We start from the raw sequence: 15,167 nt of genomic DNA, 5'->3' as shown, positions 1-15,167 counted from the left end.
ACTAATTGCTCGTGAGGCTTGACTATACAACACCCAAACAGTTGTTGTACGAACTTCGAAAGAAGTGAGCATCAATTGATTCGATATTAAGCAAAATAACTTGATTTGGTTATCGCTTAAGAACAAATGAGAGTATAATTAAGCACTGCTTAGTTCTACTCGCAAGAACTCAGATATACCTGTTAATAACTCATTTGACCAAGCAACGGCACTGAAAAGATAAGACCAAACGCAAAGTCATAACAGTTGTGCTGGCGACAATAGCAAGAGTGAACCACCTGATCCCTTCCCGAACTCAGAAGTGAAACCTCTTAGCGCTGATGGTAGTGTGGGGTTACCCATGTGAGAGTAAGTCATCGCCAGCTCATTATTCGAATCCCCCTCCGCTTAATGGCTGAGGGGGATTTTTTATACGCGATAGAAAAAATAAAAGAAGGTATAAGCCGATTTTCTATGCTGTAAAAACAGCGGTTTTAGAATTGGCAGCACCGTAAATGCGTGCATTTAAGAACACCTAGACTACTTTTTATATAGTGAATAGGCTGGAATTAATCTGCAGGGAATATGAGTATTACACTAGTCCCTGCAGATCATATTTCTTTAATGGTGGGGCTTGATTTACAGCTGTCTTCTCGCATGCTTTAAAGCTGTTCTAAGGCCTTCTTCAATCGTTGGATGGTAGTAAGGCTTATCGAGCAAATCATCGATTGTTAAGCACTCATCCAGCGCCCATGCCAGCAAATGCGCTAAATGCTCAGCTTCATGGCAGAATAATTCAGAACCTAAAATACGGCGTGTTTTGATATCGACATAAACTTCGACAGCGCCTTGATTCTTGGAATTGACGATTGCGCGCCCTTGTTTAGCGTAATCAATATATCCAGTGACAAATTCAATTTTCTTTTCGAGAAGCATTTTATAGCTTTGTCCGACAGTCGCCATTTCAGGTGAACTGAAAACAATGCCTAAGGGCGCGAGTGTTTTAAGGTCCGTGGCTTTTCCAATTTCCAGAATGTTTTTGGCGGCATATTTTCCTTCGTACGCAGCTTCATGCTGAATAGGGGTGTGGGTGTATGCATCTCCAACGATAAAAATAGGATAGTCTGAAAGCTGTTTGGTTTTTGGATCGATTGGCAGATTTTTGAGATTATTGAATGATGAATCAATCTGCTCTAAATGAAGCGTATTTAACAAGGTTTTTCGTCCTGTGGCGCTCAGAACATAATCCACGTTTAAATGATGCTCTTGACCATCCTGTTCGTAACTGAGCGCTATGCCGTTTTCTGTTTTGCTATATTCGTTTGGCAATACCTCAAAATGAATATTCAGCTCTTTTGATAATTCGTCCTGCGCAAGTTGCTGCAAAGCAGGGCTGCTGAGATTGCCTATTTTCCGGCTGCGCGCAAAAATATGCGTTGTTACCCCTAGGCGGTGCATTGCCTGAGCCAGTTCGACCGCAATAACGCCGCTTCCGATCACGGCCAATGACTCGGGCAGTTTTTCCAGTTCAAAGATTTCATCGGTAGAAATGAGCCGGTCACCGAGTTTTTCTTTGAGTTTTTCATCGATATTCGGTGTTGTTCCTACCGCGAGAATAAAGTTTTTTGCCTGATAGGTTTGATTGTTGACTTGAACGGTATTGGCATCAATGAATTCAGCGCGGCCCGAAAGTTTATGTTCAACGTTCCACGAGTCCACATCTTTTAAGGTTGCCCGGGTAAAACGGTTACGGAGCTGCTGAACATGCGGCATTACTTGGGATGTATCAATCTGAGTTTGCACAGTTAAGCCTAAGCCATCGAGCTGGCGCATTTCGTGCATGCGGTTTGCAGAAGAAATCAGGATTTTGCTCGGCATGCATCCAACACGGGCGCAGGTGGTGTCCCATGGGCCATCATTGATGATCAGGATATTTTGAGTATGTTTGACCGCTTCTTTATATGCGGAGATTCCTGCAGTTCCTGCGCCAATAATGATGATGTCATACATTCAATTCACCTTTTCTAAGTCTAATTTTACATTTATAAGTTGAGGCGCTGATTTTCAGCCATCAACCAATTTGGTCAGTGCATTAATCACTTAAGCAATTATTTATGGCTATTTAACAATATAAAGTATGTGGCTTTTAATGTATTTGTCAAAGAATAGGGCAAAATAAAACAGCGTTTCGGCGCTGTTTTATTTGCAGCGGGCTTTGATTAAATCGAAGTCCCGACACTCACTCCGACCGTTGGCCGGACATTGATGGAACTGCATCCGCATAGGGTCAGCGTGCAGATTAAAACGATAATCAATTTATTCATTCAAGAGACCTTGAGCTTTTGCCTGATGAAATAAGGCTGCAGAGCGTGAACCGCTCTTGCAAACCATCAGGATGGGTTTAGGCAGTTCTTGATAATATTTGGCAAATTCAATAATGTCTGTTTGAGAAATTTTACCGCTGGCCACCGGCTGGTAAATCACGCTGACTTGCGATTTTTCCGCAATATTGCGCAGTTCATTGACGGTGACGGTATTGCCTGGCTCTTGGTCCGGGCGGTTGACAATCACGGATTTAAAATGATGCTGTTTTAACAGCGTGCTGAATTTATCCAGGGTCATTTGACCTGCTACGCTGAGCCTATTGTTCAGCGCAGTGCTGTCATTTTCAGCCATCGCAGGAACTGAACACAGCAGGGCTGCACTGAACAATACGCTTCTCAGGAGCGGCTTAATCATCCAGAAGATCCATTTGTTTTGCCAGCTGATACAGGTTGTTTGAGCGGTTGCCTGTGCGGCAGAACATGAGTACCGGTTTTGGCAATTCATTAAAGTGATTGGCAAAAGTACGCACATCCACTTCAGTAATCTGGCCGGCAACAACGGGCTGATGCACATAGTCCAAACCTGCAGCGCGGGCCGCTTCTTCGATTTGCGCACTGGTTGGCTGCTCAGGGCCGCCTTCCATATCAGGGCGGTTATTGATAATGGATTTGAAGCCTTTTTCAACCACTTGGGCTACATGTTCCGAGCCAATTTGACCTGCAAAGCCGACAATTTCGCTCATAGTGTCACTCCATAATTGAGATAATAGAATTATTCTTTATGATAGCATTAAGCATTAGTATGAGCTTGATGTATTGAAATTTTTATAAACGATTACAACCATAAAAATGCCTGGAGGCATTATGCATGCTTATACGGTCGAACCGCTGTATGTGAAAAGCGGGCAAGAGGTGATTGCCGCGGATTTTTACCGGCCCAAGTCTGCAGATCAATCGGGTGTGATCATTATGGCGCATGGCTTAGCCTGCTTGCGCCAGTTTAAGCTGGTTCAGTTTGCAAAGCGTTTTGCACAGGCAGGCTATGCAGTCGTGCTGTTTGATTACCGCTACTGGGGCGGCAGCACAGGGCGTCCCCGCGAGCTGGTTTCCATTCAGGCGCAGCTGGAGGACTGGCGCACGATGCTGCAGCATGTATCTCAGCGCAAATCTATTGATAACCGGAAAATAGTGCTGTGGGGCATTTCACTCAGCGCCGGCTATGTGCTGGACATTGCTTCAGAAAATAAAAATATACAGGCGGTCATTGCGCTGAATCCTTTTGTTGATGGCGCCGAAAGCGCGAAACAGTATCCGCTGCAGCTGCTGCCGAAGGCGCTGAAAATTTCCAGTCAGGACTACATGGGCGCAAAAGTCGGCATGCTGCCAAAAACACTGCCTGTAGTGTCTCAACGTGAAAACACGCTTTGCTTTGTTGCGACGGCCGATGCTTATGACGGCTATCAATCCATTTTGCATCCAGACTATTACTGGAGCGGCGAAATTCCTGCACGGATGTTTTTTAATTTAATCCGCTACCGGCCAATTCAAAATCTCAGACGCATCGCGGTGCCGGTTTTATATATCGCTTCGCAGCAGGACAGCATTGTCCCTTTAGAAACCAGCAGAGAAGCTGCCACCAATATTGCGCCTTATGCTGATTATTATGAGTGGGAAATGCGCCATTTTGATATTTATCATGGAAAATGGTTTGAAAAAGCAGTTGCTGTTCAATTAGACTTTTTAAATAAGCATATTGGAGATGGCTAAATGATTGTCGTTTGCCCGAATTGCGGCGCTAAGAACCGCGTACCCGAAGATAAACTTGCAGCAAGCCCCGCGTGCGGGCAATGCCATCAAAATTTGATTCCGCTTGCGCCTGTGGAATTGAATGAACAGAATTTCAGCAATTATATCACCCACAGTGATTTGCCTATTTTGATTGATTTATGGGCGGACTGGTGCGGCCCTTGCAAAATGATGGCGCCGCATTTTGCAAGGGCCGCCAAGAATTATCCGAATGTTGTCTTTGCCAAGATTGATACCGAAGCCAACCCAAGATTAAGCAGCGCTTTTAATGTCCGCAGCATCCCGACATTGGTTCTGATGAATAAAACCCATGAAATTGCTAGAATAAGCGGTGCGTTGAGATCTAGTGAACTGCAGCAGTGGCTGGATCAGCAATTAACTGCCCAAAAATGAACAGGGCTTGGAGTTAAAGTGTCAGATTCTAATGTAAAACCGGAGGGAACGCTTTCCCTTCAAACCATCGCAATGCCGGCCGATACCAACTGGAGCGGCGATGTCTTTGGCGGATGGATTGTGTCACAGATGGACTTGGCGGGAGCCATTCACGCTGAACGTTTCAGCAAAGGGCGCTGTGCGACGATTTCCATCAACCAAATGACATTTTTGGTTCCGGTGAAAGTGGGTGATGTCATCAGCTGCTATACCAAGATTTTAAAAGTCGGCAATACCTCAATTCAAATGCAGATCGAAGTTTGGGACAGCCACGACAGTTCACGCGATCCAATCCGTGTAACTGAAGGGGTCTTCACTTTTGTTGCAGTAGATGTCAAAGGCAATAAGCGTTCTATCCCAGATGAAGCCAAAGAAAAATTTGCAGCCAAAAGCGCATAATTTTCAGTATAAAAAAGCCAGTCATATGACTGGCTTTTTTATTTGGCAGCAGAGCCTGATGAGATCACCGCTATGCCGCCCGTTCTGGCTGAATTTAGGCCTTGGCTTTTTTCAAATGAGACTTCGCGACCCAAGCCCACAGCATCTCGCATTTAACCGGCTCTTCACCGGATTCATCGGTAATGATCACGCTGACTAAAGTTTCACCTTTATCTGTGCTTTGCATGAGCTGCTGCTGTTCTTCACTGAGCGTCGCGATGGCTTTCATCGCGCCTTTGCTCGGCCGCTTAAAGTCGGCTTTCATGCTTTTAATCAGCACAATCGCGCTGTCCGGCACATTCATTGCGGTGACAAAACCGGTCGCTGTTTCGGCCAGCAGCGCCATCGCGCAGGCATGCAGCTGGCCAATATGGTTCTGCATGGCTTTATGATTGGCGAGCGTCACTTCCACTTGCGACGCGCTGACGTCAAGGTAGCGGATTTTCGCTGTGCCGACCATTGGCACAATGCGCCCGAAAGCCTTAGACCATAGCGCAGTGCGGATGCCCTGCGGAAATTTTGACGTGGTTTGCACCAGTTTGGATAAGCGGTTGCGCTGCGCCATTTGCCCCTCTGCTTGGCAGGGATGACCTGCCTTAATCTTTAAAGTTGTTGAACTGTAAAGGTACGCCAAATTGCTGTTCTTTTAAGAATGCCATCACTTGCTGCAAGGTATCGCGTTTCTTGTCAGTGACACGGATTTTGTCGCCCTGAATAGAAGATTGCACTTTAATGCCGCTTTCTTTAATGGCTTTATTAATTTTTTTCGCAGTATCTGAGTCAAGGCCATCTTTCAGTTTAATCACTTGAAGAATATTTTTGCCTGAAGCGGTCATTTTTTGCGGATCCAGCGCTTGAATATCGACTTTACGCTTAAAGAAATGTCCTTCCAGCATGCTGTATACTTGCTCGCATTGGAAATCACTTTCAGTCGAGATTTTGATTTCTTTGGCTTTCTCATTCAGTTCAATAGACACGTCTTGGCCGCGGAAGTCAAAACGGGTCGCAATTTCTTTTTGCGTATTCTGAACTGCATGATTTACTTCAAAAACTTCTAATTCTGAAACGATATCAAAAGATGGCATGGATTAGACCTTTACAAATGGAAAGAATATCTGAGATGCTAGGGATGTTTTCTTCATTTGCCAAGTGTTGTTTACATCAAAGGAGTGTACAATGATCCGTAAGCAAGAAATTACAACATTTGAGTTCCCAGAAAATGCGATTATCTGGGATGTTCGTGACAACAAAGCTTTTACTGAAAGCCATGTTAAAGGGGCAGTGAATCAGCCTATTGACGGCTTGTCGGCAGACAGCTTAGCTCGGGTGGAGTCGGATCAGCCAATTTATATTTTATGCGGCGGTGGCAGTAAAGCGCCTCGTGCAGCTGAAAAACTTGAGGGTTTTGACAGCTCACGCGATTATGTGGTTTTGATGGGCGGCACGCGCGCGGCCCGTGATGCAGGTTTGCCTTTGGAACAAGGCAACTGAGGAAAAAGCGCCGTAAGGCGCTTTTTTATTATGTGGAATGGCGTATTTGATCGTTTGAAGCCGATTCAGATGGCGCCGGTTTAAAATACGGCTTCTTCGCTTTCACTCTCTTTTGAAAACGCTGTGCACTGAGCTTTTTCAAAAGTCCTGCCGGAATAGGGCTGGCTTCCCCCAGCATCTGCGCAGCCAGCACCTCGCTGCACAGCGGCGCATACAGAAATCCTTTAGAGCCTAGTCCGGCAAAGGTGTAGATTTCCTGATCTTCCTGCATTTTGCCCAGCAGCGGAAAATAATCCTGCGTTTGCGCGCGCACTGAAGCGCGGCCTTGCCAGGTGTCCGGCGCAGCTAAAGACTGCGCATAGCTTGGAAAGGCGCTGTGGATAAGATCATAGTTATGCACATGGTCTTCCTGCAGTACCGCATCATCCTCTCGATTCGGGCAGAACGATGCGCCTAGAATCAAATGTTCAGCGTCCAGCTGCATGCAATAGCCGCCATAACTGTACGCTTGCTGCATCGGCAAGGCTTGCTCTGCATTTTTGACCCAGCTGACTTGCCCGCGGATCGGCTTCAATAGCGGATAATGCGCAAACAGCTGCGCGCTGTGACGCGCCGCGCAGACAATCACCTGATCATATGCGCCCAGAAGCTGTTGATGCTGATACAGCTGAATGGGCGCCGATTGCTGAATTTGAGTGACTTCAGCCTGCTGAAATTGAATCAGCGGATGCTGCAGCATGTGATCGCGCAATTGCTGCGGATAGACTGCGCCAGCCTGCAGCAAATTGATGCCTGCATATGCAGTCGCTAGCGGGCTTTCTGCAGCGGCTTTCGCTTCTAAAACACCGGCGGGATATTGCGCCGCTAAGTCCAAGAGCTCATCGGCTTTTTTTAATGCCAGCTGATGCACTTGAATCGGGCGGAAAGCCTTAAATTTTGCATAGTGCTGCAGGGCATACTGCCAGGTCAGCGTCATTAAATGTTCGGCGCTTTGCTCAATCGGGCAAAGCTTGGGATTCAGCAGCGCCAGCGGATTGCCTGAACCGCCTGCCAAAGGCGCAGTTCGATCGAAGAGCGTGATCTGATGGCCGCGCTGCGCTAAGGCCCATGCGCAGCTTAAACCGGCGATTCCTGCGCCGATAATGGCAATATGGCGCTGTTGAAATGCGGGCCATGCCTCAAGTGCAGTTTTTTTTTGAGGGGCCGCTGGATCTGCCGGCGCAGCCGCATCAAGATCTGGGGCTGGCGGCAGCCAAATGCCTTTCAGCATTTCACGCTTATGGCCAAAGCCGCGCGGGCGTGAGATCGTGATGCCATGCTGCTTCAAGCCGCGCTTGAGCACGCCGGCGACACTGAACGATGAAAACGTGCTGCCCCAGCCTGAAAGGCGGACAATATTGCTCAGCACTTTTTCTTCCCACATGTCCGGGTTGCAGGACGGCGCAAAGCCGTCCAGGAACCAGGCATGGACTTGCTGCGTGCGCGCCATGGCCGGAAAGGCGTCATGCGCATCGCCCAGCCATAAATCAATCGAAAAGCGCTCATCTGGAAAAGACAGGCGGTGGCAGCCGGCAATCGGCAGCGGATATTGCGCAATCAGCTGCTGCGCCAACGGCTGCAGTTCAGGCCATGCATTCAGCGCGCGGATCAGATCGGCTTTAGACAGCGGAAATTTTTCAACAGAAATGGCATGCAGGCGGCTGTGATTGTCCGGACGCACCTGCTGCCAAAGCTGCCAAAGCGCCAAGATATTCAATCCAGTGCCAAAGCCGGTTTCACCGACGCTGAAGTATTCAAAATCCTGCAGCTGCGCCAGGCGTTCCGGCAGATCATTGCCGTTTAAAAACACATGGCGGGTTTCCAGCAGGCCATTGTCTTTGGAAAAATACACATCGCCAAATTGCTTGGAAACAGGAACATCGATGCCATCGACAGTATGCCAGTCGAGTTCGGCCGTTTGAATTGCATCAGCCACAGCTTAGCCTTTTAATTGTTGACAGATTAAATCGGGACGGGAAATGCAAAATACCGCATTACCACTGGCGGCGGCGTTTCGTATATACATAGCTGGCAATCAGGAAACCCAGCAAGACACCGACAGCAATGGTCGCTGCTCCATACAGGAACATCTGCGCGCTGCGTTCGCTTTGCAGCACCTGCACCTGTACACCTAAATTGTCATTTTTCAGCTGCAGTTCCTGATTTTGCGCCAAAGCTTCTAAATTGGCTTTTTCCAGCTGCTGCAGGCGCGAGTGCTGATCTTTGACCAGTGCTTTAATTTTGGCGTCCTGCAAGACTTTGTTTTTTGCCAATTGTTCAGCGGTCAACGGCTTGTCTTCTGCAGGCAAGGCATTGGGATTCGCGGCTGCCGAAACAGGCAGGATTTTGGGCTTATTGGCCGGCAGCGTCTGCGGCGGCGGTGTTGCAGTCGTTGCTTGCGCAGCAGGGGCTACAGCGGGAGCAGGAGCAATTTCAACCGCCCATGCAGAAGTACAGAAAATCGATAGGCCCAGCAAGCTGGAAACAACGGCGCGCATGTCACTTATCCTTGAGGAAAGGCTTTGTTGAAAGGTTTAACGTCAATTTGAGCGTAAACACCTTCTTTGAGGAATGGTTCATCTTGCAGCCAGGCATCCAGCACTTCACGGGAGTCAAAATCGACGATAATGGTGCTGCCGTGAAAACCGGCTTGCGGATTGGCAGGGTCTTTCGGCATGGCGCCGGCAACAATCAGACGGCCTTCATCCGCTAATTTTTGCAGGCGTTCAATATGCTGAGGACGAACGGCAAGGCGCTTTTCTACTGTACCTTCATGATCGGTACAGGTGACGACGAATAATGGCATAACTTTTCCTGATTTTTGACCGGATGTTTTATTCTGATGTCTTAAAGTATTTACGCAATACAATAAACTGAATAATGATAAAGGAAAACATCACGATCATGTCACCAAATGCAGTGAATTCGCCCCAATATTTTCCGCCTGCATATAAATAAGCAAAAAAGACATGCAGGCCGGACATCACGACAAACATTGCCGCCCAGGCATAGTTGAGTTTTCTCCAGCCGTTGGCGCTGAGTTCCAGCACTGGGCCGAAGAGGCGCTCAATCAGCGGCTTTCTGTCTTTGCCGAACCATGGCGATAATATGAACGCGCCTGCAAAGACCAGATTCAGCAAGACGGCTTTTAAGCGGATATAAAAGTCATCGCTCAGCATTAAGGTGATGCCGCCGAAAATCACGGTCATGAACAGCACAATCCACTGCTGCTTGTCCAGGCGGAATTTTTGAATGAAAAACAGCGCGCCGTATACAATTAACATTGAAAGCATTAAACCGGTGGTTGCTGCCAAAATATTATTATTATCCACACCGCCTGCGGAACCGACCAGCTGCAGCAAAGGGTGCTGGGTATCTTTAGGATCAACGGTTTTATATAAATAGAAGAAAATAATGAGTGGCACAAAGTCTAAAAGTGCTTTCATGTTAGAGTATCTGGTATCTGATCAAATAAATGACATAGTATAAGTGATGCAAGGCGTAGATTTACATACACACAGCAATATTTCTGATGGAACTTTGTCTCCAGAACAGCTGGTGCGCGCAGCCCGTGAAATCGGCATTCATACCCTTGCGCTGACTGATCACGATACGATGGACGGCTTAACTGAGGCTGAAGGCATGGCCAGCGATTTAGGCATCCGGCTGATTTCCGGCGTGGAAATTTCCAGCCAATGGTCGCGTCCGGCCACCAAAAAGAATTACAGCGTGCATATTGTGGCGCTGAATATGCAGCATCCTGCGCCCTTGCAGGCTTTGCTGGAACAGCAGAAGCAGATCCGCGCCGTGCGCGCCAAGCAGATTTGCGATTTGCTGATCCCGCTCATCGGCGAAGATATTTATGCCGATGTGACCGCAAAAGTGGATCATATTCCTGACCGGGTAACCCGCACGCATATTGCCAAAACCTTGGTGGAAAAAGGCTATGTTAGCCGCGCGCAGCAGGCCTTTGACAAATACATCAAAGAAGGCAAAAAAGCCTATGTGAAATTTGACGGCTTGGGGTTGCAAGAAACCATTCAGGTGATACATGCCAGCGGCGGCTTTGCGGTGCTGGCGCATCCGACCCGCTATGATTTGTCTGCGACCAATATCCGCTATCTGATTGAGATTTTTGCTCAGTTTGGCGGGGATGCGGTAGAGCTGCCGCCTGCGATTGAGCCTTTAGGCACGCGGCAAATGGTTGACCGCATGATTGCGGAACATGGCTTGAAAGTTTCCGTTGGCAGTGACTTTCATGGCGACAATATGCCGTGGATTAAGCTCGGCAATATTCCGCGGGTCAAAGAAGGACAGGCGGGAATCTGGGACAGTTTCCGCTGATTGAAATGGGTTGAACGGCAAGGCGCCGCATTATTTCAGGGTATCTGTTTCAATAAAAGGGGAATGGCGCAAGCGCTGCAAATGCCCCCACGTGATATAGACCATGCCCGCGCAGAGCAGGATAAACCAGGTATTTTGCTTGAATGCCGCAAAACCGATGAGTCCGATCAGCAGCAGAACCAAGACCAGGCTGCGGTAAAAAAAAGGCTGTGATTTAGAAATCACCGCGTGCATCAGCTGCGCATTGTGCTTGAATTTGCGATAGGCGACAAAATCAATTAAGCTGGAAAGCGCCAGTTCCAGCTGATCAAAGTGCTTGGCATTAGATTGAATCTGATAGCTTTTTCCATAGCTTGCCGCCAGTTTCAGGGTATAAAAGCGTTTGCCTTGCTTCCGTTCAGCATCAATTTGGCGCATAAACATCAAATCCAGCATTAAGCGGCTGGGAATGCGCACCAGCTCAAGTTTCCCCGTGAAGGGGGTAGGAAGATGATGCTTAAACTCTTCAAAATTGCTTAAATCATCTGCTGCATGCAGCTGCACAATGGCATGTGAACGCGCCAGATAATAGATCAGAACTTTTTGCTCAATCAGCGCGGGGCTGGGCCGGACGCTGATATGCAGAAACGCTTCAGGGCTGAACAGATGCTTGAGATCTGCAGTGAACCACTGCGCGGGTTGGTCGGCATGGGTCTGAATCAGCAAGGCGGTCTGCTGCAGCAGGCCGAAATACTTTTTTTGTTCGCGGTAATCTAAAATCACGCCATCGCTGCAGCGCAGTGCGCATTCGGCTAAATCCTGCCGGAGCTTGGGTTCAATGAGGCATTGCTGAATGAAAAACGGAAACCGCAGCAGCTGGCCCTGATGATACAGCGCCGTTAAGACCAGCACAGGGCTGATGAGGGCTAAAAATGGCCAAAGGGCGGCCAGCGTTGCAAAAAAAATGTTTTGCGCGGCCAGCAGCGCGAGCAGCAGAAAGGCCAGCAGGCTCAGCAAAGCGATCCAGAACAGGCACAGCCAAGGCCGAACAATGGGCTGCGCCGCGTAGCGGAAAATCCGTTGTTTTATTTTCATGATCTTTTTTATTGTTATGCTGAATGATGGTCTGATTGAATCTGCCACCTTTAGGCCGCAGATTCAATTGTTTAGTTTAAATTTATAATAGATTATTATCCAGCGCTTGAATAGGCGGCGGAGTCGGTTTGCCTAAGGTGCCCAGCAGCTCAATTTCGATGGTGCGCACCATGGCATCCAGCGGCAAGTCATTGCTTTGCGTGCCAAAAGGCTCTTCAATTTCAGAACTTAGAGCATCCAGCCCCAAAAAAGTATAGGCTAAAATTCCGACCAGCAGCGGGGTAGCCAAACCCAGCGTGGAGCCTAAGCTGAACGGCAGCATAAAACAGAAAAAATACACGGTGCGGTTCAGCAGCACCGAATAGGCAAAAGGCAGGGGCGTGGTGGCAATCCGGTCGCATCCTGTCAGCACAATGCTCAGTTCCATCACGTGCTCATTCATCTGCACATAAATAATGTCAGAAATTTCCCCGTCTTTCAGCGCCTGCATCAGTTCCCATTGAATCAAGCTCAGCGTGTACTGCGGCGCATTGGCCTGCTGGTACAGCTGGCTCAGCGCCTGCTGGCTCATGCCGCTGGTCTTCACTAGCTCAGTCGGATTGGCGGTTTGATGGCGCAGGCGGTCACGCAGCACATTGGCGAAAACAATGACATGCTGAATGACCCGTTCACGGCGGCCTTGGCTGAGCATGCGGCAGTCGCGGTCAAAATGGCGCGCATTGGCGATTAAAATTCCCCAAAGGCGGCGCGCTTCCCACCAGCGGTCATAACAGGCTGAGTTTTTAAAGCCGAGGAAAATAGACAGGACAACGCCGATCAGGGTGAAGCCGACCAAAGGCAATTCTGGAAAATGGAAAATATTGATGTAGGACAGCCCGCCAATAATGGCCGACAGCAGCATGACAATCCCTAATGGCGGGAGCACTTTTGGCAGAATGGTGCCCCGCCAAGAGAACAGCAGCTTAAATACACTGGGTTGGTCACGCACAATCATGGAATCAGATTCATTATTAATTTGGACAGATCTTCATATGCGCTCCGGCCTTTGTCAATACATGAATTATGTAGAATTTTGCGGGCAGATCAGGCCATGCTCGGCAAAGGAAAAATAGCCTTCTGCCGAGATGATGCAGTGGTCGATGAGGCGGATTTCCAGCAGGCGGCAGGCTTGATGAATCTGCTGGGTCAGTTCCAGATCGGGAGGAGAGGGTTCGGCTTTGCCGAAAGGATGGTTATGCGCGATCACTAAGGCGCTGGCATGCTGGGAAATGGCATGGCGCAGCAGCTGATTGATGGAAATTTGGCAGCTGTTGATTGAGCCAAAGAACAGTTTTTTAAAGTTTATTTTTCTTAAATGCGCATCGAGGCAGAGCGCGCCAAAGACTTCTTGGTTTTCCTGTAAAAATTCGAAGCGTAAAAAATTGATCAGCTGAGCCGAGTTGTCCAGCTGCACGGCGGTTTGGCTGAATTGATGGGCAATATAGCGTTTTCCCAGCTCTTTGACGGCCATCAGCTGCGCGTATTTGCTGGCGCCGATGCCGTGAAACTGGCTGAGATCCTCGAGCCTGGCATCTAAGATCGGGCCGAGGCTGCCAAAATGCTGAATCAGCAGGCGGGCGAGTTCGACCGCGGAATGCTGCTGCGAACCGGATCTTAAAAAGATGGCGAGCAGCTCGGCATCGGATAAACTTTGCGCGCCTTGGCGCAGCAGGCGTTCACGCGGCCGTTCCTGTTCCGGCCAATGTTTGATCGAAAAACTCATTATTCTTAGACTTTTTTATTATCAGTAGGCTGGGTTTTTCCAAGCTGAATCTTGGGTCAGGCCATATTTAATGCTATTGTGAGCGCCACTGCAACAGATAGGTAGCCTGTTCGTGAGTTTTGATTTAAGTGTAATTCCAAATAAAAATATTATTGTGGCTGTTTCGGGCGGCATTGCTGCCTATAAAAGCGCGATTTTAGTCCGCCGTTTAAAAGATGCAGGTTTTGACGTACGCGTGGTGATGACCGAAGGCGCGCAAGCCTTTATTACACCGCTGACCTTTCAGGCGCTGTCAGGCAATCCTGTGCACACCGCATTATTAGACCCGGAAGCCGAAGCCGGCATGGGGCATATCGAACTGGCGCGCTGGGCGGATTTGGTGCTGGTGGCGCCGGCCACTTGCGATACTTTGGCTAAATTTGCCGCCGGTCTGGCGGACGACTTGCTCTCGACCTTATATTTGGCCACCAAAGCGCCGGTATGGGTTGCGCCTGCCATGAACCAGCAGATGTGGGCCGCCAAAGCCACACAGCGCAATTTGAACACCCTGATTGAAGACGGCGTGCATGTGATCATGCCGGATGCCGGTGCGCAAGCCTGCGGCGATGTCGGTTTAGGCCGCATGCCGGAACCGGAAGATTTAGCGCGTCAAGTCACGGAATATTTCCACCGCGCGCAGCGCGCCATTGCAGAAAAATTTGGTCTGCTGGCTGGCAAGCATGTGGTGATTACGGCAGGGCCAACCCGTGAAGCGATAGATCCCGTCCGCTATATTTCCAATCACAGCACTGGCAAGATGGGCTTTGCCTTGGCGGCAGCCTGCTATGCGGCTGGCGCGAAGGTGACCTTAATTGCCGGCCCCGTCAGTTTGGATACGCCAAACGGTGTGCGCCGCATCAATGTGCAGTCCGCGATGCAGATGCTGCAGCACAGCATGGATTTGCTGGACAAAGGCTGCGACATCTTTATTGCCACAGCTGCGGTTGCGGATTACCGCGTGGCCGAAGTGGCGGAACACAAAATTAAGAAAGCGGGCGATGAGCTGAATGTCGCCTTGGTGAAAAACCCGGATATTGTGGCGACGATTGCGCAGCAGCAAAAACGGCCCTTTATGGTCGGTTTCGCCGCAGAAACCCACAATGTTGAAGAATATGCAGCGGGCAAATTGGTGGCGAAAAAGCTCGATATGATTGCCTGCAATGACGTATCGCGTCCGGACATTGGCTTTGCTTCGGATGAAAATGCGATGATTGTCTTCTTTGCCGATCAGTATCATCTGCCGCAGCGGGATTTGGAAAAAGCATCGAAGCAGGACATTGCGCAGCAGCTGGTGGAAGCCATTCATGACGCGCTGCATCATGTGCCGGAAGATGAAGATTTGGATTGATCCATTTCAGTCGTTTCAGTCTTTTGTTTCTTTATCAAAAATGCAGCGTAATCGCTGCATTTTTTGCTATGCATCAACACAATATTGATTA

General features: G+C 48.8%; 18 protein-coding genes and 1 rRNA gene. 7 read left to right on the top strand and 12 right to left on the bottom strand.

Features of this window, described 5'->3' with window-relative positions; translation table 11 throughout:
- Positions 1 to 250: 250 nt before the first annotated feature.
- Positions 251 to 365 (top strand): 5S ribosomal RNA (gene rrf, locus ACE3T3_RS08600).
- A gap of 253 nt (positions 366 to 618) precedes the next feature.
- Here rrf and ACE3T3_RS08595 read toward each other — a convergent pair.
- The 3 genes from ACE3T3_RS08595 to ACE3T3_RS08585 form a co-directional block, all read right to left on the bottom strand.
- Positions 619 to 1,989 carry a dihydrolipoyl dehydrogenase gene (locus ACE3T3_RS08595; protein ID WP_374665959.1) on the bottom strand — a complete coding sequence of 457 codons (1,371 nt, stop codon included), beginning with the start codon at positions 1,987 to 1,989 and terminating at the stop codon, positions 619 to 621.
- A 306-nt stretch (positions 1,990 to 2,295) separates the two neighbouring features.
- The gene (locus tag ACE3T3_RS08590; protein WP_374665957.1) at positions 2,296 to 2,718 is read right to left on the bottom strand and encodes a beta-lactamase hydrolase domain-containing protein; all 423 of its coding nucleotides are present in this window, start codon (positions 2,716 to 2,718) and stop codon (positions 2,296 to 2,298) included.
- Positions 2,711 to 3,046, bottom strand: coding sequence for a TIGR01244 family sulfur transferase (locus ACE3T3_RS08585; protein WP_374665955.1), 336 nt, complete (start codon positions 3,044 to 3,046; stop codon positions 2,711 to 2,713). Before ACE3T3_RS08585 ends, ACE3T3_RS08590 begins: the two co-directional genes overlap by 8 nt.
- Positions 3,047 to 3,167: 121 nt before the next feature.
- Between ACE3T3_RS08585 and ACE3T3_RS08580 the strand changes: the two genes are divergently transcribed.
- The 3 genes from ACE3T3_RS08580 to ACE3T3_RS08570 all read left to right on the top strand — a co-directional run bounded on the left by ACE3T3_RS08580 (position 3,168) and on the right by ACE3T3_RS08570 (position 4,940).
- A complete protein-coding gene (locus tag ACE3T3_RS08580) occupies positions 3,168 to 4,070 on the top strand; it encodes an alpha/beta hydrolase (RefSeq protein ID WP_374665954.1) in 903 nt (300 codons plus the stop codon).
- Complete coding sequence (gene trxC / locus ACE3T3_RS08575) at positions 4,071 to 4,502, top strand: thioredoxin TrxC (protein ID WP_374665952.1); 432 nt, start codon at positions 4,071 to 4,073, stop codon at positions 4,500 to 4,502.
- Positions 4,503 to 4,574: 72 nt separating this feature from the next.
- Entirely contained in the window at positions 4,575 to 4,940 is a 366-nt protein-coding gene (locus ACE3T3_RS08570; RefSeq protein ID WP_374665966.1) for an acyl-CoA thioesterase, read from the top strand.
- 94 nt (positions 4,941 to 5,034) lie between these two features.
- Here ACE3T3_RS08570 and ACE3T3_RS08565 read toward each other — a convergent pair whose 3' ends face one another.
- Positions 5,035 to 5,544, bottom strand: a complete 510-nt coding sequence (locus tag ACE3T3_RS08565) for a DUF4442 domain-containing protein (protein ID WP_374665950.1) — start codon at positions 5,542 to 5,544, stop codon at positions 5,035 to 5,037.
- Between the two features lie 31 nt (positions 5,545 to 5,575).
- Complete coding sequence (locus ACE3T3_RS08560; protein ID WP_374665948.1) at positions 5,576 to 6,064, bottom strand: YajQ family cyclic di-GMP-binding protein; 489 nt, start codon at positions 6,062 to 6,064, stop codon at positions 5,576 to 5,578.
- A gap of 91 nt (positions 6,065 to 6,155) precedes the next feature.
- On the opposite strand from ACE3T3_RS08560, the gene ACE3T3_RS08555 reads away from it, so the two are divergent.
- Positions 6,156 to 6,470, top strand: coding sequence for a rhodanese-like domain-containing protein (locus tag ACE3T3_RS08555; protein ID WP_374665946.1), 315 nt, complete (start codon positions 6,156 to 6,158; stop codon positions 6,468 to 6,470).
- A gap of 28 nt (positions 6,471 to 6,498) precedes the next feature.
- Here the strand turns inward: ACE3T3_RS08555 and mnmC are convergent, their stop codons facing one another.
- Genes mnmC through ACE3T3_RS08535 form a run of 4 tightly spaced genes read right to left on the bottom strand, consistent with a single transcriptional unit; the run spans position 6,499 to position 9,955 of the window.
- On the bottom strand, positions 6,499 to 8,445 hold the full coding sequence (gene mnmC / locus ACE3T3_RS08550) for an FAD-dependent 5-carboxymethylaminomethyl-2-thiouridine(34) oxidoreductase MnmC (RefSeq protein ID WP_374665944.1): 1,947 nt from the start codon (positions 8,443 to 8,445) through the stop codon (positions 6,499 to 6,501).
- 58 nt (positions 8,446 to 8,503) lie between these two features.
- Complete coding sequence (locus ACE3T3_RS08545; RefSeq protein WP_374665942.1) at positions 8,504 to 9,007, bottom strand: hypothetical protein; 504 nt, start codon at positions 9,005 to 9,007, stop codon at positions 8,504 to 8,506.
- Between the two features lie 5 nt (positions 9,008 to 9,012).
- Entirely contained in the window at positions 9,013 to 9,315 is a 303-nt protein-coding gene (locus ACE3T3_RS08540; RefSeq protein WP_374665940.1) for a YciI family protein, read from the bottom strand.
- Positions 9,316 to 9,343: 28 nt separating this feature from the next.
- Positions 9,344 to 9,955, bottom strand: a complete 612-nt coding sequence (locus ACE3T3_RS08535; protein ID WP_374665938.1) for a septation protein IspZ — start codon at positions 9,953 to 9,955, stop codon at positions 9,344 to 9,346.
- 46 nt (positions 9,956 to 10,001) lie between these two features.
- On the opposite strand from ACE3T3_RS08535, the gene ACE3T3_RS08530 reads away from it, so the two are divergent.
- Positions 10,002 to 10,853 carry a PHP domain-containing protein gene (locus tag ACE3T3_RS08530; protein WP_374665964.1) on the top strand — a complete coding sequence of 284 codons (852 nt, stop codon included), beginning with the start codon at positions 10,002 to 10,004 and terminating at the stop codon, positions 10,851 to 10,853.
- Positions 10,854 to 10,883: 30 nt separating this feature from the next.
- On the opposite strand, the gene ACE3T3_RS08525 is transcribed toward ACE3T3_RS08530, so the two are convergent.
- The 3 genes from ACE3T3_RS08525 to radC all read right to left on the bottom strand — a co-directional run bounded on the left by ACE3T3_RS08525 (position 10,884) and on the right by radC (position 13,689).
- Entirely contained in the window at positions 10,884 to 11,927 is a 1,044-nt protein-coding gene (locus ACE3T3_RS08525) for a hypothetical protein (protein WP_374665936.1), read from the bottom strand.
- Positions 11,928 to 12,009: 82 nt separating this feature from the next.
- Positions 12,010 to 12,921 carry a bestrophin family protein gene (locus tag ACE3T3_RS08520; RefSeq protein ID WP_374665934.1) on the bottom strand — a complete coding sequence of 304 codons (912 nt, stop codon included), beginning with the start codon at positions 12,919 to 12,921 and terminating at the stop codon, positions 12,010 to 12,012.
- A 66-nt stretch (positions 12,922 to 12,987) separates the two neighbouring features.
- On the bottom strand, positions 12,988 to 13,689 hold the full coding sequence (gene radC, locus ACE3T3_RS08515; protein WP_374665932.1) for a DNA repair protein RadC: 702 nt from the start codon (positions 13,687 to 13,689) through the stop codon (positions 12,988 to 12,990).
- 112 nt (positions 13,690 to 13,801) lie between these two features.
- Here radC and coaBC point away from each other — a divergent pair, with 112 nt between their 5' ends.
- A complete protein-coding gene (coaBC, locus tag ACE3T3_RS08510) occupies positions 13,802 to 15,076 on the top strand; it encodes a bifunctional phosphopantothenoylcysteine decarboxylase/phosphopantothenate--cysteine ligase CoaBC (RefSeq protein WP_374665930.1) in 1,275 nt (424 codons plus the stop codon).
- Positions 15,077 to 15,167: the final 91 nt, after the last annotated feature.

It is taken from the genome of Acinetobacter sp., from assembly GCF_041919735.1.
In the GTDB taxonomy this organism is placed as follows: domain Bacteria; phylum Pseudomonadota; class Gammaproteobacteria; order Pseudomonadales; family Moraxellaceae; genus Acinetobacter.
The sequence above is the reverse complement of the archived record's forward strand: the minus strand, read 5'-3'. Positions and strand labels throughout refer to the sequence as shown.

What these genes read in the sequence shown, in the direction of transcription:
- ACE3T3_RS08595 (WP_374665959.1), bottom strand. Translation starts at nt 1,989, where the DNA reads ATGTATGACATCATCATTATTGGCGCAGGAACTGCAGGAATCTCCGCA.
- ACE3T3_RS08590 (WP_374665957.1), bottom strand. Translation starts at nt 2,718, where the DNA reads ATGATTAAGCCGCTCCTGAGAAGCGTATTGTTCAGTGCAGCCCTGCTG.
- ACE3T3_RS08585 (WP_374665955.1), bottom strand. Translation starts at nt 3,046, where the DNA reads ATGAGCGAAATTGTCGGCTTTGCAGGTCAAATTGGCTCGGAACATGTA.
- ACE3T3_RS08580 (WP_374665954.1), top strand. Translation starts at nt 3,168, where the DNA reads ATGCATGCTTATACGGTCGAACCGCTGTATGTGAAAAGCGGGCAAGAG.
- trxC (WP_374665952.1), top strand. Translation starts at nt 4,071, where the DNA reads ATGATTGTCGTTTGCCCGAATTGCGGCGCTAAGAACCGCGTACCCGAA.
- ACE3T3_RS08570 (WP_374665966.1), top strand. Translation starts at nt 4,575, where the DNA reads ATGCCGGCCGATACCAACTGGAGCGGCGATGTCTTTGGCGGATGGATT.
- ACE3T3_RS08565 (WP_374665950.1), bottom strand. Translation starts at nt 5,544, where the DNA reads ATGGCGCAGCGCAACCGCTTATCCAAACTGGTGCAAACCACGTCAAAA.
- ACE3T3_RS08560 (WP_374665948.1), bottom strand. Translation starts at nt 6,064, where the DNA reads ATGCCATCTTTTGATATCGTTTCAGAATTAGAAGTTTTTGAAGTAAAT.
- ACE3T3_RS08555 (WP_374665946.1), top strand. Translation starts at nt 6,156, where the DNA reads ATGATCCGTAAGCAAGAAATTACAACATTTGAGTTCCCAGAAAATGCG.
- ACE3T3_RS08545 (WP_374665942.1), bottom strand. Translation starts at nt 9,007, where the DNA reads ATGCGCGCCGTTGTTTCCAGCTTGCTGGGCCTATCGATTTTCTGTACT.
- ACE3T3_RS08540 (WP_374665940.1), bottom strand. Translation starts at nt 9,315, where the DNA reads ATGCCATTATTCGTCGTCACCTGTACCGATCATGAAGGTACAGTAGAA.
- ACE3T3_RS08535 (WP_374665938.1), bottom strand. Translation starts at nt 9,955, where the DNA reads ATGAAAGCACTTTTAGACTTTGTGCCACTCATTATTTTCTTCTATTTA.
- ACE3T3_RS08530 (WP_374665964.1), top strand. Translation starts at nt 10,002, where the DNA reads ATGCAAGGCGTAGATTTACATACACACAGCAATATTTCTGATGGAACT.
- ACE3T3_RS08525 (WP_374665936.1), bottom strand. Translation starts at nt 11,927, where the DNA reads ATGAAAATAAAACAACGGATTTTCCGCTACGCGGCGCAGCCCATTGTT.
- ACE3T3_RS08520 (WP_374665934.1), bottom strand. Translation starts at nt 12,921, where the DNA reads ATGATTGTGCGTGACCAACCCAGTGTATTTAAGCTGCTGTTCTCTTGG.
- radC (WP_374665932.1), bottom strand. Translation starts at nt 13,689, where the DNA reads ATGAGTTTTTCGATCAAACATTGGCCGGAACAGGAACGGCCGCGTGAA.